21 protein-coding genes and 1 pseudogene are annotated in these 19942 nt (G+C 62.0%); 21 read left to right on the top strand and 1 reads right to left on the bottom strand.

All coding sequences use genetic code 11. From position 1 onward, the window contains the following. Positions 1-69: 69 nt before the first annotated feature. The 7 genes from coaD to tgt all read left to right on the top strand — a co-directional run bounded on the left by coaD (position 70) and on the right by tgt (position 4647). Positions 70-570 carry a pantetheine-phosphate adenylyltransferase gene (gene coaD, locus AC1DPX_RS17740; protein ID WP_199644278.1) on the top strand — a complete coding sequence of 167 codons (501 nt, stop codon included), beginning with the start codon at positions 70-72 and terminating at the stop codon, positions 568-570. A 110-nt stretch (positions 571-680) separates the two neighbouring features. Beyond that, positions 681-1175, top strand: coding sequence for a peptidylprolyl isomerase (locus AC1DPX_RS17735; RefSeq protein ID WP_010909616.1), 495 nt, complete (start codon positions 681-683; stop codon positions 1173-1175). Positions 1176-1202: 27 nt separating this feature from the next. Next, positions 1203-1715, top strand: coding sequence for a peptidylprolyl isomerase (locus AC1DPX_RS17730; protein ID WP_202354278.1), 513 nt, complete (start codon positions 1203-1205; stop codon positions 1713-1715). Between the two features lie 12 nt (positions 1716-1727). Further along, positions 1728-2177, top strand: coding sequence for a DMT family transporter (locus AC1DPX_RS17725; protein WP_202354279.1), 450 nt, complete (start codon positions 1728-1730; stop codon positions 2175-2177). Beyond that, positions 2177-3262, top strand: coding sequence for a tRNA preQ1(34) S-adenosylmethionine ribosyltransferase-isomerase QueA (gene queA, locus AC1DPX_RS17720; protein ID WP_477238461.1), 1086 nt, complete (start codon positions 2177-2179; stop codon positions 3260-3262). The genes AC1DPX_RS17725 and queA overlap by 1 nt, the downstream gene beginning before the upstream one ends. Continuing rightward, positions 3255-3524, top strand: coding sequence for a hypothetical protein (locus tag AC1DPX_RS17715; RefSeq protein WP_477238459.1), 270 nt, complete (start codon positions 3255-3257; stop codon positions 3522-3524). Before queA ends, AC1DPX_RS17715 begins: the two co-directional genes overlap by 8 nt. After that, positions 3517-4647, top strand: coding sequence for a tRNA guanosine(34) transglycosylase Tgt (gene tgt, locus AC1DPX_RS17710; RefSeq protein WP_477238457.1), 1131 nt, complete (start codon positions 3517-3519; stop codon positions 4645-4647). Before AC1DPX_RS17715 ends, tgt begins: the two co-directional genes overlap by 8 nt. Positions 4648-4650: 3 nt before the next feature. Here the strand turns inward: tgt and AC1DPX_RS17705 are convergent, their stop codons facing one another. Continuing rightward, positions 4651-5064 (bottom strand): DUF4864 domain-containing protein, encoded by a 414-nt coding sequence (locus AC1DPX_RS17705; RefSeq protein ID WP_477238455.1) that lies wholly within the window; start codon positions 5062-5064, stop codon positions 4651-4653. A 250-nt stretch (positions 5065-5314) separates the two neighbouring features. On the opposite strand from AC1DPX_RS17705, the gene AC1DPX_RS17700 reads away from it, so the two are divergent. From AC1DPX_RS17700 to AC1DPX_RS17635, 14 genes and pseudogenes are all read left to right on the top strand, one after another. Beyond that, positions 5315-5551 carry an Lrp/AsnC family transcriptional regulator gene (locus AC1DPX_RS17700; protein ID WP_010909609.1) on the top strand — a complete coding sequence of 79 codons (237 nt, stop codon included), beginning with the start codon at positions 5315-5317 and terminating at the stop codon, positions 5549-5551. Between the two features lie 170 nt (positions 5552-5721). Next, on the top strand, positions 5722-7134 hold the full coding sequence (locus AC1DPX_RS17695; protein ID WP_477238453.1) for a circularly permuted type 2 ATP-grasp protein: 1413 nt from the start codon (positions 5722-5724) through the stop codon (positions 7132-7134). Positions 7135-7155: 21 nt separating this feature from the next. Further along, complete coding sequence (locus AC1DPX_RS17690) at positions 7156-8097, top strand: alpha-E domain-containing protein (protein WP_202354285.1); 942 nt, start codon at positions 7156-7158, stop codon at positions 8095-8097. 64 nt (positions 8098-8161) lie between these two features. Next, entirely contained in the window at positions 8162-8953 is a 792-nt protein-coding gene (locus tag AC1DPX_RS17685) for a transglutaminase family protein (RefSeq protein ID WP_477238451.1), read from the top strand. A 31-nt stretch (positions 8954-8984) separates the two neighbouring features. After that, entirely contained in the window at positions 8985-9716 is a 732-nt protein-coding gene (locus AC1DPX_RS17680; protein WP_477238449.1) for a proteasome-type protease, read from the top strand. 112 nt (positions 9717-9828) lie between these two features. Beyond that, positions 9829-11256, top strand: a pseudogene (locus AC1DPX_RS17675) (pyridoxal phosphate-dependent decarboxylase family protein). 111 nt (positions 11257-11367) lie between these two features. Then, entirely contained in the window at positions 11368-12135 is a 768-nt protein-coding gene (locus tag AC1DPX_RS17670) for a DeoR/GlpR family DNA-binding transcription regulator (RefSeq protein WP_010909603.1), read from the top strand. A 127-nt stretch (positions 12136-12262) separates the two neighbouring features. Beyond that, positions 12263-13789, top strand: coding sequence for a glycerol-3-phosphate dehydrogenase (glpD, locus tag AC1DPX_RS17665; RefSeq protein ID WP_477238447.1), 1527 nt, complete (start codon positions 12263-12265; stop codon positions 13787-13789). A 42-nt stretch (positions 13790-13831) separates the two neighbouring features. Next, complete coding sequence (locus AC1DPX_RS17660; protein WP_477238446.1) at positions 13832-14911, top strand: ABC transporter ATP-binding protein; 1080 nt, start codon at positions 13832-13834, stop codon at positions 14909-14911. 10 nt (positions 14912-14921) lie between these two features. Next, on the top strand, positions 14922-15989 hold the full coding sequence (locus AC1DPX_RS17655) for an ABC transporter ATP-binding protein (RefSeq protein WP_477238445.1): 1068 nt from the start codon (positions 14922-14924) through the stop codon (positions 15987-15989). Then, a complete protein-coding gene (locus tag AC1DPX_RS17650; RefSeq protein WP_477238443.1) occupies positions 15990-16856 on the top strand; it encodes a carbohydrate ABC transporter permease in 867 nt (288 codons plus the stop codon). 37 nt (positions 16857-16893) lie between these two features. Next, on the top strand, positions 16894-17778 hold the full coding sequence (locus tag AC1DPX_RS17645; RefSeq protein ID WP_477238829.1) for a carbohydrate ABC transporter permease: 885 nt from the start codon (positions 16894-16896) through the stop codon (positions 17776-17778). 2 nt (positions 17779-17780) lie between these two features. Beyond that, positions 17781-18068 carry a DUF2160 domain-containing protein gene (locus AC1DPX_RS17640; RefSeq protein WP_477238441.1) on the top strand — a complete coding sequence of 96 codons (288 nt, stop codon included), beginning with the start codon at positions 17781-17783 and terminating at the stop codon, positions 18066-18068. A gap of 79 nt (positions 18069-18147) precedes the next feature. Further along, on the top strand, positions 18148-19872 hold the full coding sequence (locus tag AC1DPX_RS17635; RefSeq protein WP_095200117.1) for an ABC transporter substrate-binding protein: 1725 nt from the start codon (positions 18148-18150) through the stop codon (positions 19870-19872). The last annotated feature ends 70 nt before the right edge of the window (positions 19873-19942 follow it).

The raw sequence follows: 19942 nt of genomic DNA, 5'->3' as shown, positions 1-19942 counted from the left end.
GAAAAGGTTCATAGGCTTCGCGTCGATCGGATTTGCCTTTGCGAGAGAGGCTCGCTAGAAGCACCTGCCATGACTGAACGCACCGCCCTTTACGCTGGCTCCTTCGACCCGCTGACCAACGGCCATCTCGATGTGCTGAAGGCGTCGCTGGCCGTGGCCGACATCGTCTATGCCGCGATCGGCATTCATCCGGGCAAGAAGCCATTGTTTTCCTTCGAGGAGCGGGTGCAACTCATCGAAGCCGCCACGAAGGCCGAATTCGGCCGCGATGGCGCGCGCATCAAGGTCGTCGCCTTCGACGGACTGGTGATCGATGCCGCCAGGAAGCAGGGTGCTTCGATCATGATCCGCGGCCTGCGCGACGGCACCGATCTCGACTACGAAATGCAGATGGCCGGCATGAACGAAACCATGGCGCCCGAGCTGCAGACGGTTTTTCTGCCCGCCAGCCCGTCGGTGCGCACCATTACCGCCACACTTGTGCGCCAGATAGCCTCGATGGGCGGCGACATACGCCCCTTCGTGCCGGCGGCTGTCGCTGGCGCACTCAACGCAAAATTCGCGAAATAAGCCCGGAGAAAATCCTCATGCAGCTCAAAAGGCTCGCCTCGTTCCTTGTCGTGCTTGCCGGCCTTGTGACCGCCTCGGTCTCGGCCTATGCCGCCGATCCCGAAAACACCATGATCATCACGCTGAAGGACGGCGACGTCACCATCGCGCTGCGACCCGATCTGGCGCCTAAGCATGTCGCGCAGATCAAGAAGCTCGTGCGTGACCATGCCTATGACAATGTCGCTTTCCACCGCGTCATCGACGGCTTCATGGCGCAGACCGGCGACGTCAAGTTCGGCAACATGAAGAAGGGCTTCAACTCCCAGGCCGTCGGCACCGGCGGTTCGGACCTGCCCGACCTGCCGGCCGAATTCTCGCAGACCGAGCACTACAAGCGTGGCGTGGTCGGCATGGCCCGCTCGCAGGACCCGAACTCCGCCAATTCGCAGTTCTTCATCATGTTCGCGCCGGCGCCGCCGCTCGACGGCCAGTACACCATCGTCGGCAATGTCGTCAGCGGCATGGAGCTGGTGGACCACATCAAGAAGGGTGACGAGGCGGACAACGGTACGGTCTCCGACCCCGACCGGATGATCAAAGTGCGCATCGCCGCCGACAAGTAATATTGTTTTCTCAAAAGGATATCTGACATGGCCGACATCAAGGACCGCGAGAACGCGCTCATCATGGAAACGACCAAGGGCAAGGTCGTCATCGAACTTTTCCCCGACCTGGCCCCCGGCCATGTCGCCCGCATCAAGGAACTGGCCAGGGAAGGCGCCTATGACGGCGTGGTTTTCCACCGCGTCATCGAAGGCTTCATGGCGCAGACCGGCGACGTCAAGTTCGGCAATTCGAGCAAGTCGACCTTTGCGCCATCGCGTGCCGGCATGGGCGGCTCGGACAAGCCCGACCTGAAGGCTGAATTCTCCAACGCCAACCATGGTCGCGGCACCTGCTCGATGGCCCGTTCACAGAACCCGAATTCGGCCAATTCGCAGTTCTTCATCTGCTTCGACGATGCCGCCTTCCTCAACCGCCAGTACACGGTCTGGGGCCAGGTCATCGAAGGCATGGACAATGTCGACAAGATCAAGCGCGGCGAGCCGGTGGTCGATCCCGACAAGATCGTGTCGCTGAAGGTCGCGGCCGACGTCAAGTAAGGCAGAAAGACAATGATGGGCGTCGTCTGGTCGCTTCTCGGCATCCTGTCCGGCGCCTTCATTGCCATTCAGGCCCCGATCAATTCGCAGCTGGCGCGCGGCCTGGGTCTCCCGGTCGCGGCGGCCGCGTTTTCGTTCCTGTCGGGCGCCGTCGTGCTCGGCATCATCTCCGTCACGGTGGTGAAGCTGCAAGGCATTTCGCTCGACTGGAAGGCGCCGGCGCCCTGGCTGTTCGTTGCCGGCGGCATGCTCGGCGGCTTCTACGTCACGCTCTCCACCATCCTCACGCCGCGCATCGGCGCCGCCGCGCTGATGGCGTTCCTGGTGGCCGGCCAGTTGCTGGCCGGCATGCTCATCGACCGCGTCGGCTTCCTTGGCGTCGCTGTGCGTGAAATCTCGCTCGGCCGCGTCGCCGGCGCGGTGCTGCTCTTGGCCGGGGCGCTGCTTATCCGGCTCTACTGATGCGCGTCGATCTCTTCGACTTCGACCTGCCGGAGGAGCGCATCGCGCTTCGCCCCGCGGAGCCGCGCGACAGCGCCAAAATGCTGGTGGTCAAGCCGGGCGAGGCGCTTGACGACCGCACGGTCGGCGACCTGCCATCCCTGCTCAGGGCCGGCGACGTGCTGGTGTTCAACGACACCAAGGTCATTCCGGCGCAGCTCAAGGGCATAAGGCGGCGCGGCGAAGCACTGGCGCAAGTCGAGGCCACGCTGCATATGCGCGTCGCGCCGGACCGCTGGCTGGCCTTCATGCGGCCGGGCAAGCGCATTGCCGCCGGCGACCGCATCCATTTCGGCCATGATGGCAATTCCTGTTTCCTCGGCCAGCTCGACGCCACGGTGATCGAAAAAGGCGAGGGCGGCGAGGCGCTGCTTGGCTTCGACCTGTCGGGGCCTTTCCTCGACGAGGCGCTGCACACGGTCGGCCACATTCCGCTGCCCCCTTACATCGCCTCGAAGCGCGACGATGACGAGCGCGACCGGGCCGACTACCAGACCATCTATGCAAGGGAGGACGGGGCGGTTGCCGCGCCCACTGCCGGCCTGCATTTCACGCCGGAGCTGTTTGCGAGGCTCGACGCCAAGGGGGTCGAGCGCCGCTTCGTCACCTTGCATGTCGGTGCCGGCACGTTCCTGCCGGTCAAGGCGGACGACACCGCCGACCACAAGATGCATGCCGAGATCGGTTCGGTCAGCCGGGAAACGGCCGACGCTCTGAACGCGGCCAAGGCGAGGGGCGGGCGCATCATCGCCGTCGGCACGACCTCGCTGCGGCTGCTGGAGAGTGCAGCGCGTGAAGACGGCACGGTGCCTGCGTGGTCCGGGCCGACCGATATCTTCATCACGCCTGGCTACCGCTTTCGCACCGCCGACATGCTGATGACCAATTTCCATCTGCCGCGTTCGACGCTGTTCATGCTGGTCTCCGCCTTCAGCGGCCTCGACACGATGCGCGCGGCCTATGCGCATGCCATTGCGAACCGCTACCGGTTCTATTCCTATGGAGACGCAAGCCTGCTTTACCGAGCGGAGACGAGCGATGGATGATGACCTGCAAACCCTTGATCGCGACGCCCTGATCGCCGAGGTGAAGAAACTGCGCGCCGGCATTCGCGCGCATCGCGACAGGTCGGGCCATGATCTCTGCTGGCATCACCCCGATCTGTGGGATCTGTTGCCGGAAAAGACCGAGCCGTCGATCGCCGTGCCGCCCTGGCCGAAATTCATGCGCGGCTGCATCCAGTACCGCCAGTCGCTCGACAGGCAGGCGCCGGACGCGCCGATCCATGACAAGGAATTCAATGGCTAAGCCGTTCAGCTTCAAGGTCCTCGCCACCGACGGCAAGGCGCGGCGCGGTGTCATCGACATGCCGCGCGGCGAGATCCGTACGCCCGCCTTCATGCCGGTCGGCACCGGCGGCACCGTCAAGGCGATGTATATGGACCAGGTGCGCGGCGTCGGCGCCGACATCATCCTGGGCAACACTTATCACCTGATGCTGCGGCCCGGCGCCGAGCGTGTCGCGCGGCTTGGCGGATTGCACGAATTCGCCCGCTGGCCGCATCCGATCCTGACCGACAGCGGCGGTTTTCAGGTGATGTCGCTGTCGAAGCTCAGGAAATTGACGGAAAAGGGCGTCACCTTCCGCTCGCATATTGATGGCGCGCCTTACGAAATGTCGCCGGAGCGCTCGATCGAGATCCAGGGCCTGCTCGATTCGGACATCCAGATGCAGCTCGACGAATGCACGGCGCTGCCGGCCGAGTTGAAGGAGATCGAACGTGCCATGGAACTGTCGCTGCGCTGGGCCGAGCGCTGCAAGACGGCGTTCGGCGACCAGCCGGGCAAGGCGATGTTCGGCATCGTGCAGGGCGGCGACAATGCAGCGCTCAGGGTGCGTTCGTCGCAGGCGCTGAGCGCGATGGGCCTGAAGGGCTATGCGGTCGGCGGGCTGGCCGTCGGCGAGCCGCAGGCGGTGATGCTCGAAATGCTCGACATCACCTGTCCAGAACTGCCTGCGGACAAGCCGCGCTATCTCATGGGCGTCGGCACACCGGACGATATCCTGAAATCGGTGGCACGCGGCATCGATATGTTCGACTGCGTGATGCCGACGCGGGCTGGCCGGCACGGCTTGGCGTACACCAGGCGCGGCAAGGTCAATCTACGCAATGCCCGTCATGCCGACGATCCGCGTCCGCTCGACGAGGAAAGCGATTGCCCGGCGGCGCGGGATTATTCGCGCGCCTATCTGCACCATCTGGTGCGCTCGCAGGAGGCGCTTGGCGCCATGCTGCTGACCTGGAACAATCTTTCCTACTACCAGAAGCTGATGCAGGACATCCGCGCCGCTATCGAGACGCAAACTTTCGACGCGCGCGGCGCCGAGATTACAGAAGGCTGGGCGAGGGGCGATATTCCCGTCCTTTAAACCTCAGGTGCTCAGCGAATTCGATGCGCGCAGGCTGCAGCCGGTGATCTGGAACGTGCCGTCGGGTTGCTGCTGCAGCGTATAGACCGCCTCGTAGTCCTTGCCGTCGGGGCCGACGATCAGAACCTGCTGGATGATCGAGCCCGGGCCTGTCTGCTCGACCTTGCCGAAGGCATAGGACTGCGGCTTGCGCACCGGCGGGTAGCCATTGGTCACCATGTTCATGAAGGCGTCGACGGTCGGAAACACCTGTTTCACGTTCGGGGCGGCGAAGCTGTAGGCCTTGGCGCCGTCATCGGCCAGCAGCGCCTTCAACTGGCCGTCGATGACAGCCTGGCCAGCCTTGACCTCGGCTTCGCCGGCAAATGCCGAGGACGCCAGCATGACGAATGCGAATGCGAAAAAGGCGCGGCGCATGGCCTGTCTCCATTGTCCCTCGAAAGATGCCTCCGGAAAGCTGTTCCAGGACACACCCTAACATACGCGTGACGGCGCTTCACGGTTTCAGCGGCCGTGAATATTCGTCTCATTGTGACATGCCGGTAAGGAGCCGCGTGAGACCGTCGTCCGGTCCGTCGCCGGCTAAGCGCGGATTCCAGTGCTTGAAAGGCCGCCTCCAGTCTGCCAGAAGGGCCGCTTGGACTTGGACGTATAGCGGGACGAAGCCATGAAGGCGTTTTTCGTGCAGATCAAATGCGAGCTCGGCAAATCCTATGAGGTTGCCAGCGCGCTTGCCGATGCCGAGATCGCCTCGGAGATCTATTCGACTGCCGGCAATTACGACCTGCTCGCCAAATTCTATGTCGATGACGAAGAAGACGTCGGCCATTTCGTCAACGAGAAGGTGCAGATTCTCCCCGGCATCAAGGACACGTTTACAGTCGTCACTTTCCGCGCCTTCTAGGTGGGAAGGCATCTGCCCGGGCACGAGGCAAAGCCTGATCAAGGTCATATTTCGGCTGCCTCAATTTTAGGCAGCTGCAACATACTGATCGCCCGGATCCCCCAAATCACCGATTGCGCTTGATTTTCTCCGGCGACGCCAGTGAAATGGCGTCACAGGGGAGTATGCGATTGGCAGCGTTCGATGAAATGCTTCCGGAAGTCTCCGGATTGAGAAGACCGTATTCGGCTTATGACCGCTGGCTGAAGGAGCAGGATCCAGCCAGACTTACCGAGAAGATGCAGGACGCCGAACGCGTCTTCCGCAAGACCGGCATCACCTTCGCCGTCTATGGCGAGCAGGAGGCGTCCGAACGGCTGATCCCGTTCGATATCGTTCCTCGCATCATCTCAGGCAATGAGTGGCGGCGCCTGACGCAAGGCATCGAGCAGCGTGTGCAGGCGCTGAACGCCTTCCTCGACGATATCTATCACCGCCAGGAGATCCTGCGCGCCGGCCGGGTTCCCAGGGACCTGATCGCCAAGAACGAGGCGTTCCTGCCGGAGATGATCGGGGTGCGGCCGCCGGCCGGCGTCTATACCCATATTATCGGCGTCGATATCGTACGCATCTCAGAGGACGAGTTCTACGTTCTGGAGGACAATGCGCGCACCCCGTCCGGTGTCTCCTACATGCTGGAGAACCGCGAGACGATGATGCAGCTGTTCCCCGAACTGTTCCAGAAGATCAAGGTGCGGCCGGTGGAGAACTACCCGCAGCTGCTGCGCCAGTCGCTGGCGGCGGTTCGTCCGCAAAGCACCAAGGGCGCGCCGACCATCGCCGTGCTGACGCCAGGCAGTTTCAATTCCGCCTATTTCGAGCATGCCTTCCTCGCCGACCAGATGGGCGTGCAACTGGTCGAGGGCCAGGATCTGCGGGTCGTCGATGGCCATGTCGCGATGCGCACGACCGAAGGCTACAAGCAGATCGACGTGCTCTACCGCCGCGTCGATGATTCCTTCCTCGATCCGCTGACCTTCCGGCCGGATTCGGCTCTTGGCATACCCGGCATCATGGATGTCTACCGGGCCGGCAACATCACCATCGCCAATGCGCCGGGAACCGGCATCGCCGACGACAAGGCGATCTATTCCTACATGCCCGAGATCGTCGAATTCTATACCGGCCGCAAGGCGATCCTCGGCAACATCCCGACCTGGCGCTGTTCGGAGCCGGACAGCCTGAAATATGTGCTCGAGCACATCCATGAACTGGTGATCAAGGAAGTGCACGGCTCCGGCGGTTATGGCATGCTGGTCGGCCCGGCGGCGACCAAGAAGGAATGCCAGGAGTTCGCCAAGAAGCTGGCGGCGAAGCCTTCGAACTATATCGCCCAGCCGACACTGGCGTTGTCGACCTGCCCGATCCTGACCGACAAGGGCCTGGCGCCGCGCCATGTCGATCTCAGGCCTTATGTGCTGGTCTCCGACCGCATCCAGATCGTGCCAGGTGGCCTGACGCGTGTCGCGTTGAAGGAAGGCTCGCTGGTGGTCAATTCCTCGCAAGGCGGCGGCACCAAGGATACTTGGGTGCTGGATGATTGATTTTCATGTGAAGGTTTTTGGATGCTTTTAGGCCGGACCGCCAACGGACTGTACTGGATGAACCGCTATATCGAGCGGGCGGAAAACATGGCGCGGCTGGTTGATGCGGGACTGCGCATGGCGCTGACCCGCACGCAAAGCGCGTCGGAGGAATGGAACTCGGTGCTGCTCAGCGCTGGCTCCGACATCGCCTTCAAGCAGAAGTATTCGGACTATACGGCGGCCGATGTCGCCGATTTCCTTTTGCGCGACACGTCGAACCCGTCGAGCACGATGTCGTCGATCGAGACGGCCCGCAACAATGCCCGCATGGTACGCACCGCGCTGACGCGCGAGACCTGGGAAAGCATCAACGAAGCCTGGATGGCGCTGAAACGGATGCTGGCGAAGCCGATCGATGAGCGCGACCTGCCAAGCGTGCTCGACGCGATCAAGCGCGAGACGGCGCTGATCCGCGGCTCGTTCTATGGCACCATGCTGCGTAACGAGATTTTCGACTTCTCGCAGCTCGGCACCTATGTCGAGCGCGCCGACAACACGGCGCGGATCCTCGACGTGAAGTATTACGTGCTGCTGCCGTCGATCTCCTGGGTCGGCTCGACCCTCGACAACTATCAGTGGGAATCGATCCTGCGCTCGGTGTCGGCGCATCGCTCCTACCGCTGGGTCTATGATGCCGACTACAAGCCGACCAACATCGCCGATTACCTGATCCTCAATGTGCGCATGCCGCGTTCATTGACCTTCTGCTATCGCTTCCTGTCGGAGCATCTGAAATTCCTCGGCGACGATTACGGCGAACGCCACGCCTGCCATGCGACGGCGGAAAAAACGCAAGCCATGCTGAGGGCAGGGTCGATCAAGGATATATTCGACGCAGGCCTGCACGAGTTCCTTGCCGGGTTCATCCGCGACAACACCAGGCTCGGCGACGAGATCGCACAGGATTACCGGTTTTATTGAGCATGATCCCAAAAAGTGGCAACCGGTTTTTGGGTAAGATCATGCACACAAACGGAAGATAGCCATGCGGCTCAAGATCACGCACCGCACCGAATACCGCTACGATGCTCCGGTGCAATATCTGCTCCAGCGGTTGCGGCTGCTTCCGGTGAGCGGGCAGACTCAGACGGTGCTGTCCTGGGCGCTGAAGGTCGAAGGCGCGCGCGAGGAAGTGCGGTTTACCGACCATTACGGCAACGACACAAGACTGCTGAGCGTCGAGGGCGACCACGATTTCATCACGGTCGAGGCGTCCGGCGAGGTGGTGACGCGCGACACAACGGGTGTCTGCGGGCCACATCAGGGTTTTGCGCCGCTGTGGCTGTTCGCGCAGGAGACACCGTTGACCGCCACCGGCGACGGTATCCGTGCTCTTGCCGAAGCGGTCGGCCCGGGCACCGATATCGAAAGGCTGCACCGGCTGATGGCCATGATCGGCGAGCGTGTCGCCTATACGCCGGGCACCACCAACGCGACGACGCCCGCCGAAGAGGCTCTGGCGCTGAAAACCGGGGTTTGCCAGGACCATAGCCATATCTTTGCCGCCGCCGCGCGCGCCATGGGATTTCCGTCGCGCTACGTCAGCGGCTACCTGATGATGGATGCTGTCGAGCAGGCGGCAAGCCACGCCTGGGCTGAAGCGCATGTTCCGGGCCTCGGCTGGGTTGCCTTCGACGCTGCCAACGGTATTTCACCCGACGAGCGTTATGTGAAGGTGGCCACCGGCCGCGACTACCGCGACGCCTCGCCGGTGTCGGGAATTCGACTGGGACAGGCGGAAGAACGGCTTGCGGTCACGGTCACGGTAGAGCAGTAATCCCGCAAGGATTAGTGCCAGAAGAGATTCCATGACCTATTGCGTCGGCCTGAAGATCGATCGCGGGCTCGTGTTCATGTCGGACACGCGCACCAATGCCGGCATGGATTCGATCTCGACCTTCAAGAAAATGCATGTCTGGGAACAGCCGGGCGAGCGTGTCATCGTCTTGATGTCGGCCGGCAATCTGGCGACGACACAGGCCGTGGTCAGCCTGCTCGACGAGCGCACCAAGGCAGTGACCGACCGCCACGAGAAACTGCTCGAAACACCATCCATGTACCAGACGGTGCGGCTGGTGGGCGACACGGTGAAAGAGGTTATCACGCAATCATCTCCCGCCGGCGAGAAGGCAGATTCCTACTTCAATGCCTCCTTCATCCTGGGCGGGCAGATCAAGGGCAGCCCGCCGCGGCTGTTCATGATCTATCCCGAGGGCAATTTCATCGAATCGACCGACGACACGCCGTTCTTCCAGATCGGCGAGACCAAGTACGGCAAGCCGATTATCATCCGCGCTTATGAGCGCACGATGAGCCTGGCCGAGACGGTGAAGCTTTTGCTGGTGTCGTTCGATTCGACGCTCAAGTCGAACCTGTCGGTCGGCCTGCCGCTCGATCTGCTGTTCCTGGAGAAGGATTCTTTCAAGGTTGGCTTGAAGAAGCGGATCGGCCAGGACGATCAATATTATCGCACGATCTCCGACGGCTGGTCCAACGCGCTGAAGACCGCCTTTGCCAGTCTGCCCGATTTCCCAGGGTAGGGCGCGCGAGCGGTTATCGCCAGTGCTTGCGTATATTTCACATGTTAATTAATAGTCGAATTTGAGAGCCGGGCGAAGCGTGCCGGCATCGCGGTCGTGTCGGGAGGACAGGATGAACAATGATGAATTCCGGCAGTGGTCGCGGCGTGCCGCCGACTGGGGCGTCGACTATCGCGAGAATCTGCGCGAACGGCCGGTGCGGCCGCTGGTCGAGCCCGGCGACATTTTCAGGAGCATTGAAGCCTCGCCGCCCGAAGCCGCCGAACCGATGGACAGGATTTTCGCCGACTTCGAGGAGAAGATCGTGCCGGGAATGACGCATTGGCAGCATCCACGCTTCTTCGCCTATTTCCCTGCCAATGCGGCGCCAGTCTCGGTGGTGGCGGAGTATCTCGTCTCCGCAATGGCCGCGCAATGCATGCTTTGGCAGACGTCGCCGGCGGCGACCGAACTCGAAACGCGCACCGTCGACTGGATGCGGCAGGCGCTCGGTCTGCCCGAGGGATTTTCCGGCGTCATCCAGGATTCGGCCTAGTCGGCGACACTCAATGCCGTGCTGACCATGCGCGAACGTGCGCTGGACTGGCAAGGCAACAAAAAGGGCCTGGCCGGGCAGGGGCAGTTGCGCATCTATTCCTCGGATCAGGTGCACACATCAATCGACCGGGCAATCTGGGTCTCGGGCATCGGCGAGGACAATCTGGTGCGCATCCCGGTCTCGGGCCGTTTTCGCGCCATGGACACCGCCGCCCTGGAAGAAGCCATCGTGGCCGACCGGCAAGCCGGTTTTCTGCCCGCGGGCATCATCGCTTGCGTCGGCGGCACCAGCACGGGCGGCACGGACGACATCGCGGCGGTCGCCGCGGTCGCCAGGCGGCATGGGCTCTACCTTCATGTTGATGCGGCCTGGGCCGGATCGGCGATGATCTGCCCGGAATACAGGCATTTCTGGGCCGGTGTCGAAGGTGCGGATTCGATCGTCTTCAATCCGCACAAATGGCTTGGCGCACAGTTCGACTGCTCGATCCAGTTCCTGCGCGATCCCGAAAGCCATGTCCGGACGCTGGCCATCAAGCCGGACTATCTGAAAACCCATGGTCATGACGGCATCATCAATTATTCGGAATGGTCGGTGCCGCTCGGCCGGCGTTTTCGCGCCCTAAAGCTGTGGTTCCTGTTGCGGGCTCATGGGCTGGAAAACCTGCGGGCGATGATCCGCAACCATGTCGCCTGGAGCGAGGGCCTTGCCGAGCGGCTGGCAAGGGAGCCGGATTTCGAGATCGTCAGCGAACGCATGCTGTCGCTGTTTTCGTTCCGGCACAAGACAGCCTCAAGCACCGATGCGGACGCGCACAATCTGCGGCTGGTCAATGCGATCAACGACGATGGCCGCATCTACCTGACGCAAACCAGAGTCGACGGGCAGGTGGCGATAAGGTTCCAGGTCGGCCAGTTCGAAGCGACCGCCGGCGATGTCGATGCGGCGTTTGCCGTCATCACCGGGATCGCGCGCGGCATCGTCCGAAAGAGCGCAATCTAGATTGCGCCGGAGTTTGCCTTTGCAATCAGCTGATTTCCTTTAGCCGGCTTATGCCTTTTCATTGCTTTCGTTTTCGGCTATAGACAAGAAAAACGAAAACGGGAGCTTGCAATGTATCTGTCGCCGCGTCATGCCGAGATCATCCAGATGGCCAAGGACCATGGCCGCGTGCTGGTCGACGATCTGGCCACGCATTTCAACGTGACGCCCCAGACCATACGCAAGGATCTCAACGATCTCTGCGACCAGCGCCTGCTTTCGCGCATCCATGGCGGCGCCCTGTTCCCGTCCGGCATCGAGAACATGGAGTACGAGGCGAGGCGCAAGATCGCCGCGGACGAGAAGGAAGCGATCGGCCGCGCGGCGGCCAGGCTGATCCCCGACAACGCCTCGCTGTTCATCAACATCGGCACCACGACGGAAGCGGTCAGCAAGGCGTTGCTCGACCATAACGGCCTGATGGTGATCACTAATAATATCAATGTTGCCAATAGGATGCGCATATATCCTTCGATAGAGGTGGTGATCGCCGGCGGCGTGGTTCGCGGTTCGGATGGTGGCGTCGTCGGTGAAGCGGCGGTCGACTTCATCAGGCAGTTCAAGGTCGACTACGCCGTTATTGGCGCCTCGGCCATCGACCATGACGGGGCCTTGCTCGACTTCGATTTTCGCGAGGTGAAAGTGGCGCAAGCGATCATTGCCAATGCAAGGCATGTGATTCTGGTCTCCGACCAGACCAAGTTCGAGCGCACGGCGCCGGTGCGCATCGGCCACCTGTCGCAGGTCAACACCTTCATCACGGACCGCTGCGATATTCCGTCGGTACGCAAGATCTGCCAGGAGGCAGAGGTTCAGTTGATCGAGACGTCGCTTGGGTAGGGCGTTTTTACGGCCATCTCACGGGTCTGTGATATTTCGTTTGACATTCGTTATGAGTTCGAAATAATTCCGCCACGGTTTCGCAAAAGACCAAAAATGGTGCAATGCGAAATCGTGGAGGAGTTAAGTGGACACGTCTTCAGTCCGGGACATTTTCGTCATAGGTGGCGGTATCAACGGTTGCGGCATCGCCCGCGATGCCGTTGGGCGCGGGTTCTCGGTTTTTCTCGCCGAGATGAACGACCTCGCCAGCGGAACTTCTTCCGGTTCGACCAAGCTGATCCATGGCGGCCTGCGCTATCTTGAATTCTACGAGTTTCGCCTGGTGCGCGAGGCGCTGATGGAGCGCGAGGTTCTGTGGAAGAACGCGCCGCACATCATCTGGCCGATGCGCTTCGTGCTGCCCTATGCCAAGGGCCTGCGCCCGGCCTGGCTGATCCGGCTCGGCCTGTTCCTGTACGATCACATTGGCGGGCGCAAACTGCTGCCGGCGACCAGGACGCTCGACATGGCAAGCGATCCGGCCGGCAAGCCTTTGAAACCATTGTTCAAAAAGGCGTTCGAATATTCCGACGGCTGGGTCAACGATGCGCGGCTGGTGGCGCTCAACGCACGCGATGCCGCCGACCGGGGTGCAACGATCCGCACCCGCACGAAGGTGGTCGGCGCACGCCGCGAAAACGGCCTCTGGACAATCAAGATCGAGAATCTGCGGAGCGGCGAGACCGAAGAGGTCAAGGCGCGCCTGCTGGTGAATGCCGCCGGACCTTGGGTCGATCATGTGCTCTCCGGTGTCGTCGGCCTCAACGAGGTGCACAATGTACGCCTGGTGCAAGGCAGCCATATCGTCATCGCCAAGAAGTTCGACGATCCGCGCGCCTATTTCTTCCAGAACAAGGACGGCCGCATCATCTTCGCCATTCCTTACGAGGACGAGTTCACGCTGATCGGCACCACCGACCAGGATTATCCCGGCGATCCGCACGATGTGAAGATCAGCGACATCGAGATCGATTATCTCTGCGCCGCGGCCAGCGAGTATTTCGCCCAACCCGTCAAGCGCTCCGACATCGTCTGGACCTATTCTGCCGTTCGCCCGCTCTATGATGACGGCGCCTCCAAGGCGCAGGAAGCGACGCGCGACTATGTGCTGAAGGCCGATGGCGGCGAGGGTGCCGCCCCGATGGTCAACGCCTTCGGCGGCAAGATCACCACTTACCGCCGGCTGTCGGAATCGATGCTGGAGAAGATCGAAGGTTTTCTCGGCAAGCGCGGCAAGCCGTGGACGTCGGACGCGCCGCTGCCCGGCGGTGATTTCCCGGCGACCGGTTTCGACGCGCAGGTGGCGAAGCTGAAGACAGCCTATCCGTTCCTCGATGCGCGTCTCGCCCGCCGGCTGACCCGGCTCTACGGGACGCGCGCCCAGGCCCTGCTTGGTCTTGCCAAGTCGAATGCCGAGCTCGGTCGCAATTTCGGCGGCGACCTCTACGAGGTCGAAGTGCGCTATCTCGTTGAAAACGAATGGGCTCTCACGGCGGAAGACGTGCTGTGGCGCCGCACCAAGCGGGGTCTGCATCTCAGCCGCGAGCAGGTCGCGGCACTCGATGAGTTCATGCACGGCATAAGCCGGCGGCACGTCGCGGCCGCCGAATGAAGAGGGTCTTGAGCTGATGCGGAAAGCCTGGGAGGAGGCGTCATGCTGGAACTGAGGAACGTCACCAAGACGGTCGGTGCGGTCGAGCACATTCGTGACGTGTCGCTGACGCTTCACCATGGCTCGCTCAACGTTCTGCTCGGACCGACGCTTTCCGGCAAGACCAGCCTGATGCGGCTGATGGCCGGTCTCGATGTGCCGACCTCCGGCTCGGTCTGGTTCGACGGCCGTGATGTGACCGGCACGCCGGTGCAGAAGCGCAAGATCGCCATGGTCTACCAGCAGTTCATCAACTATCCGGCGATGACCGTCTATGAGAACATCGCCTCGCCGCTGCGCGTGGCCGGCGCGGAGCAGGCCAAGATCGACAGCCAGGTGCGCGAGGCCGCGGCGCTGCTGAAGCTGACGCCCTATCTGGACCGCACGCCGCTCAGTCTTTCCGGCGGCCAGCAGCAGCGCACCGCACTGGCGCGCGCCATCGTCAAGAATGCCAGCCTGGTGCTGCTCGACGAGCCGCTCGCCAATCTCGACTACAAATTGCGCGAGGAATTGCGGGCCGAACTGCCGAGGATCTTTGCCGCCGCAGGCACCATCTTCGTCTACGCCACCACCGAACCGCACGAGGCGCTGCTGCTCGGCGGCAACACGGCAACGCTGTCGGAAGGCCGCATCACGCAGTTCGGACCGACCATCGACGTCTTCCGCAAGCCGGTCGACCTGGTGACGGCCAGGACCTTCGCCGATCCGCCGCTCAACACCATCGTGCTGGCCAAGAAGGGCGCCGACTTCCTGCTCGAAGGCGGGGTGAAACTGCCGGTGCCGCCCGAACTCATCGGCATTGCCGACGGCAATTACACGATCGGCTTCCAGCCGCATCACCTGTCGCTCGAACGGCCCAACGCTGGCGCCGTGCCGGTGCGGGCAAAGGTGACGATCACCGAGATCACCGGGTCCGAGAGCTTCATCCATCTCGATTTCGCCGATGTGCGCTGGGTCATGCTGACCCACGGCATCCGCGATTTCGAAACCGACGAAGTGGTCGAGGTGTTCATCGACCCGCGTCACATCATGGTCTTCGACCAGCACGGCCGCGCCGTGACCGCGCCGAAGCTGGCGGCTTGAGGAGGGCGATATGGCGCGCATCGACGTCAACCATGTCAGGCATTCCTACCTGCCCAACCCGCAGAAGGATGCCGATTTCGCACTGCGCGAAGTGCACCACACATTCGAGGACGGCGGCGCCTATGCGCTGCTGGGGCCGTCCGGCTGCGGCAAGACCACGCTCCTCAACATCATTTCGGGACTGCTGCACCCCTCGCACGGGCAGTTGCTGTTTAACGGCAGGGACGTGACCAATCTGTCGACGCAGGAGCGCAACATCGCGCAGGTGTTCCAGTTCCCGGTCATCTACGACACCATGACCGTCTACGACAATCTGGCCTTCCCGCTGCGCAACCGCGGCGTGCCGGAGGCCGATGTCGACCGCAAGGTGCGCGAGACGCTGGAGATGATCGATCTGGCGTCCTGGGCCCGGAAGAAGGCGAGGGGCCTGACCGCCGACCAGAAGCAGAAGATTTCGCTCGGCCGCGGCCTGGTGCGCTCCGACGTCAACGCCATTCTGTTCGACGAGCCGCTGACCGTCATCGATCCGCACATGAAATGGGTGCTGCGTTCGCAGTTGAAGCAGCTTCACCGCCGCTTCGGCTATACCATGGTCTATGTCACCCACGACCAGACCGAGGCGCTGACCTTCGCCGACCAGGTCGTGGTCATGTATGATGGCGGCATCGTTCAGATCGGCACGCCGGCGGAACTGTTCGAACGGCCGCGTCACACCTTCGTCGGCTATTTCATCGGCTCTCCCGGCATGAATGTCATGCCGGTGGCGATCGACGGCAAGACGGCGACGCTCGGCTCGCAGCGGATCGAATTACCGGGCGCACCCAAGGCCGCCGGCGGGGCAGTCGAGCTCGGCATCCGTCCTGAATATGTCAGGCTTGGCCGCGACGGCATGGCTGTTTCGATCAGCAAGGTCGAGGATCTCGGCCGCCACAAGGTGGTGCGCGCCAATCTGGAAGGTCGCGAAATCGCGGCGGTGATCGGCGAGGACGAAACGGTCCCGGCTGAACCGAAGGTGCGGTTCGATCCGGCCGGCATCAATATCTATGCCGATTCCTGGCGCGTCGAGATGGGGGCATAGATGGACAAGACCTGGAACAACAAGGCCTGGTTCCTCGTGCTGCCGGTGCTGGCGCTGGTCGCCTTCACCGCCGTCATCCCGCTGATGACGGTCGTCAACTACTCGGTGCAGGACACGTTCGGCAACAATGTCTTTACCTGGGCCGGCACCGAATGGTTCGAGGATCTGCTGTCCTCCAGCCGCTTCTGGGAAGCGATGGTCCGCAACCTGATCTTTTCCTTCATCATCCTGGCGATCGAGGTGCCGCTCGGCATCTTCATCGCTCTCAACATGCCGAAGAAGGGTTGGGGCGTGCCGGTCTGCCTGGTGCTGATGTCGCTGCCGCTGCTGATCCCGTGGAACGTCGTCGGCACCATCTGGCAGGTGTTCGGGCGCAACGACATCGGGCTGCTGGGCTATTACCTCAACGCGATCGGCATCGACTACAATTACGTGCAGGATCCGTTCGATGCGTGGGTGACGATCGTCGTCATGGATGTCTGGCACTGGACCAGTCTCGTCGTGCTGCTCTGCTACGCCGGACTGGTCTCGATCCCCGATGCCTTCTACCAGGCGGCCAAGATCGACGGCGCTTCGCGCTGGGCGGTGTTCCGCTACATCCAGCTGCCGAAGATGCAGCGCGTGCTTTTGATCGCCGTTCTGCTGCGCTTCATGGACAGTTTCATGATCTACACCGAACCCTTCGTCGTCACCGGCGGCGGGCCGGGCAATTCGACGACGTTCCTGTCGATCGACCTCGTCAAGACAGCGCTCGGCCAGTTCGATCTCGGTCCGGCGGCCGCGATGTCGCTGGTCTACTTTCTCATCATCCTGTTGTTGTCGTGGGTGTTCTACACCGTGATGACCAATTACGACGCGGAGCGCTGAGATGGCTGGCGCCAATGAACGAACCGAGCGGAATGCGATGAACGGGTCCGCCGCCGCGGAAGGCCTGGCCAGTTCGCTGTCGCAGAGCGACCTCGACAGGCGCATGCGCCGGCGCGGCGAGGAATCGCGCTGGTGGTGGATCGTGCCGACGCTCTACATCATTGTCCTTCTGCTGCCGATCTACTGGCTCATCAATATGAGCTTCAAGACCAATGCGGAGATCGTCAACTCGCTGACGCTCTACCCGCATGCGCCGACGCTGGCCAACTACTACACGATCTTCACCGAGAAGGTCTGGTACTCAGGCTACATCAATTCGATCACCTACGTCGTCATGAACATGGTGATTTCGGTGTCGGTGGCGCTGCCGGCGGCTTACGCCTTCTCGCGCTACCGCTTCCTTGGCGACAAGCATCTGTTCTTCTGGCTGCTGACCAACCGCATGGCGCCGCCGGCGGTGTTCGCACTGCCGTTCTTCCAGCTCTACTCGGCCTTCGGCCTGATCGACACGCATATCGCGGTGGCGCTGGCGCATTGCCTGTTCAACGTGCCGTTGGCAGTGTGGATCCTCGAAGGCTTCATGTCGGGCGTGCCGAAGGAGATCGACGAAACCGCCTATATCGACGGCTATTCGTTCCCGCGCTTCTTCGTCAAGATATTCATGCCGCTGATCGCCAGCGGCATCGGCGTCGCCTGCTTCTTCTGCTTCATGTTCTCGTGGGTCGAGCTGTTGATCGCCCGCACGCTGACCACGACCGACGCCAAGCCGATCGCCGCCACCATGACCCGCACCGTGTCGGCATCCGGCATGGATTGGGGGCTGCTGGCCGCGGCCGGCGTGCTGACGCTGATCCCCGGCGCGCTCGTCATCTGGTTCGTCCGAAATTATATTGCCAAGGGCTTTGCCCTGGGGAGGGTGTGATCATGAATTTCGACCTCTCCTGGATGGCGTGGACGTGGCCGACGGCGGCGTTCTTTGGCACCGTTCTGCTGTTGCTGTGCGGTATGGCGGCGTGGGAATACGCCTCGCCGGGTGGCAATCCGCGCGTCGGCATCCTGCGCTTCGAGACAACGCGCGGCGACCGTCTTTTCCTGTCGCTGCTTGGCAGCGCCTTTATCCATCTCGCTTGGCTGGGTCTTGTCGGATCCAACCTGTGGTGGGCTCTCGCTCTCTCCGTGGTCTACGCCATCGGCGTGTTCCGCTACGTATAGAGGGGGAAACTGTTGGAGCGGCAGCGTGCCGGCCGCCGCTCCAGATCGCACTTGAAACCTGAAACAGTGGAGGAAACACATGCGACGGCAATTTTTAACATCAACAACGGCCCTTGTCCTGTTGCTCGGCGTAGGCAATGCCTATGCCGGGATGGATGAGGCAAAAGCCTTTCTGGACAAGGAGATAGGCGGTGTGTCGACGCTTTCCCGTGCCGACCAGGAAAAGCAGATGCAGTGGTTTATCGACGCGGCCAAGCCCTTCGCCGGCATGGACATCAAGGTGGTCTCGGAAACCCTGACGACCCACAAGTATGAGTCAGAGGTGCTGGCGCCGGCCTTTACCGCCATCACCGGCATCAAGGTCACGCATGACGTCATCCAGGAAGGCGACGTCGTCGAGAAGATCCAGACCCAGATGCAGACCGGCCAGAACATCTATGACGGCTGGGTCAACGATTCCGATCTGATCGGCACCCACTGGCGTTACCAGCAGGTGCGCAATTTGACCGACTGGATGGCGGGCGAAGGCAAGGACGTTACCGATCCGATGCTCGACGTCGACGACTTCATCGGCACCAAGTTCACCACCGCGCCGGACAAGAAGCTCTACCAGCTGCCCGACCAGCAGTTCGCGAACCTCTACTGGTTCCGTTACGACTGGTTCAACGATGAGAAGAACAAGGCCGACTTCAAGGCCAAGTACGGCTACGATCTCGGCGTGCCGGTCAACTGGTCGGCCTATGAGGACATCGCTGAATTCTTCACCGGCCGCGACGTCAACGGCAAGAAGGTCTATGGCCACATGGACTACGGCAAGAAGGATCCGTCGCTCGGCTGGCGGTTCACGGACGCCTGGCTGTCGATGGCCGGCAATGGCGACAAGGGCCTGCCGAACGGTGTGCCGGTCGACGAATGGGGCATCAAGGTCGATGCGAATTCGCGGCCTGTCGGCTCGTGCACCGCGCGCGGCGGCGACACCAATGGACCAGCATCGGTCTATGCCATCCAGAAGTATCTTGATTGGCTGAAAGCCTATGCGCCGCCGGAAGCCCAGGGTATGACCTTCTCCGAATCCGGCCCCGTGCCGTCGCAAGGCAACGTTGCCCAGCAGATCTTCTGGTACACCGCGTTCACCGCCGACATGGTCAAGCCCGGCCTGCCGGTCATGAACGACGACGGCACGCCGAAATGGCGCATGGCGCCGTCTCCGCACGGCTCCTACTGGAAGGACGGCATGAAGCTCGGCTATCAGGACGTCGGTTCCTGGACGCTGATGAAGTCGACGCCGACCGACCGCGCCAAGGCGGCCTGGCTTTATGCCCAGTTCGTCACCTCGAAGACCGTCGATGTGAAGAAGAGCCAGGTTGGCCTGACCTTCATCCGCGACTCCACCATCCACGACAAGAGCTTCACCGAACGCGCGCCGAAGCTCGGCGGTCTGATCGAGTTCTATCGCTCGCCGGCCCGTGTGCAGTGGACGCCGACCGGTACCAACGTGCCGGACTATCCGAAGCTGGCGCAGCTCTGGTGGCAGAACATCGGTGACGCATCCTCGGGTGCCAAGACACCGCAGGAAGCCATGGATTCGCTCTGCGCCGATCAGGAAAAAGTCATGGCGCGTATCGAGAAATCCGGTGTCCAGGGCGACATTGGACCAAAGATGGCCGAAGAGCATGACCTTGCCTACTGGAACGCCGACGCGGTCAAGGGCGGCAATCTCGCTCCGCAGCTGAAGCTGGAGAAGGAAAAGGACAAGCCGATCACCATCAACTACGACGAACTGGTGAAGAGCTGGCAGAAGTAGACTGTCTATGCGGGCGTCCGCGCCCGTGTGAAATTGGGGGAGGCGGCGCGTTGCCGTCTCCCTTCTTTGT

The sequence above is a fragment of the Mesorhizobium sp. 01N446 genome (genome assembly GCF_056399285.1).
The sequence above is the reverse complement of the archived record's forward strand: the minus strand, read 5'-3'. Positions and strand labels throughout refer to the sequence as shown.

What these genes read in the sequence shown, in the direction of transcription:
- coaD (WP_199644278.1), top strand. Translation starts at nt 70, where the DNA reads ATGACTGAACGCACCGCCCTTTACGCTGGCTCCTTCGACCCGCTGACC.
- AC1DPX_RS17735 (WP_010909616.1), top strand. Translation starts at nt 681, where the DNA reads ATGATCATCACGCTGAAGGACGGCGACGTCACCATCGCGCTGCGACCC.
- AC1DPX_RS17730 (WP_202354278.1), top strand. Translation starts at nt 1,203, where the DNA reads ATGGCCGACATCAAGGACCGCGAGAACGCGCTCATCATGGAAACGACC.
- AC1DPX_RS17725 (WP_202354279.1), top strand. Translation starts at nt 1,728, where the DNA reads ATGATGGGCGTCGTCTGGTCGCTTCTCGGCATCCTGTCCGGCGCCTTC.
- queA (WP_477238461.1), top strand. Translation starts at nt 2,177, where the DNA reads ATGCGCGTCGATCTCTTCGACTTCGACCTGCCGGAGGAGCGCATCGCG.
- AC1DPX_RS17715 (WP_477238459.1), top strand. Translation starts at nt 3,255, where the DNA reads ATGGATGATGACCTGCAAACCCTTGATCGCGACGCCCTGATCGCCGAG.
- tgt (WP_477238457.1), top strand. Translation starts at nt 3,517, where the DNA reads ATGGCTAAGCCGTTCAGCTTCAAGGTCCTCGCCACCGACGGCAAGGCG.
- AC1DPX_RS17705 (WP_477238455.1), bottom strand. Translation starts at nt 5,064, where the DNA reads ATGCGCCGCGCCTTTTTCGCATTCGCATTCGTCATGCTGGCGTCCTCG.
- AC1DPX_RS17700 (WP_010909609.1), top strand. Translation starts at nt 5,315, where the DNA reads ATGAAGGCGTTTTTCGTGCAGATCAAATGCGAGCTCGGCAAATCCTAT.
- AC1DPX_RS17690 (WP_202354285.1), top strand. Translation starts at nt 7,156, where the DNA reads ATGCTTTTAGGCCGGACCGCCAACGGACTGTACTGGATGAACCGCTAT.
- AC1DPX_RS17685 (WP_477238451.1), top strand. Translation starts at nt 8,162, where the DNA reads ATGCGGCTCAAGATCACGCACCGCACCGAATACCGCTACGATGCTCCG.
- AC1DPX_RS17680 (WP_477238449.1), top strand. Translation starts at nt 8,985, where the DNA reads ATGACCTATTGCGTCGGCCTGAAGATCGATCGCGGGCTCGTGTTCATG.
- AC1DPX_RS17670 (WP_010909603.1), top strand. Translation starts at nt 11,368, where the DNA reads ATGTATCTGTCGCCGCGTCATGCCGAGATCATCCAGATGGCCAAGGAC.
- AC1DPX_RS17660 (WP_477238446.1), top strand. Translation starts at nt 13,832, where the DNA reads ATGCTGGAACTGAGGAACGTCACCAAGACGGTCGGTGCGGTCGAGCAC.
- AC1DPX_RS17655 (WP_477238445.1), top strand. Translation starts at nt 14,922, where the DNA reads ATGGCGCGCATCGACGTCAACCATGTCAGGCATTCCTACCTGCCCAAC.
- AC1DPX_RS17650 (WP_477238443.1), top strand. Translation starts at nt 15,990, where the DNA reads ATGGACAAGACCTGGAACAACAAGGCCTGGTTCCTCGTGCTGCCGGTG.
- AC1DPX_RS17645 (WP_477238829.1), top strand. Translation starts at nt 16,894, where the DNA reads ATGAACGGGTCCGCCGCCGCGGAAGGCCTGGCCAGTTCGCTGTCGCAG.
- AC1DPX_RS17640 (WP_477238441.1), top strand. Translation starts at nt 17,781, where the DNA reads ATGAATTTCGACCTCTCCTGGATGGCGTGGACGTGGCCGACGGCGGCG.
- AC1DPX_RS17635 (WP_095200117.1), top strand. Translation starts at nt 18,148, where the DNA reads ATGCGACGGCAATTTTTAACATCAACAACGGCCCTTGTCCTGTTGCTC.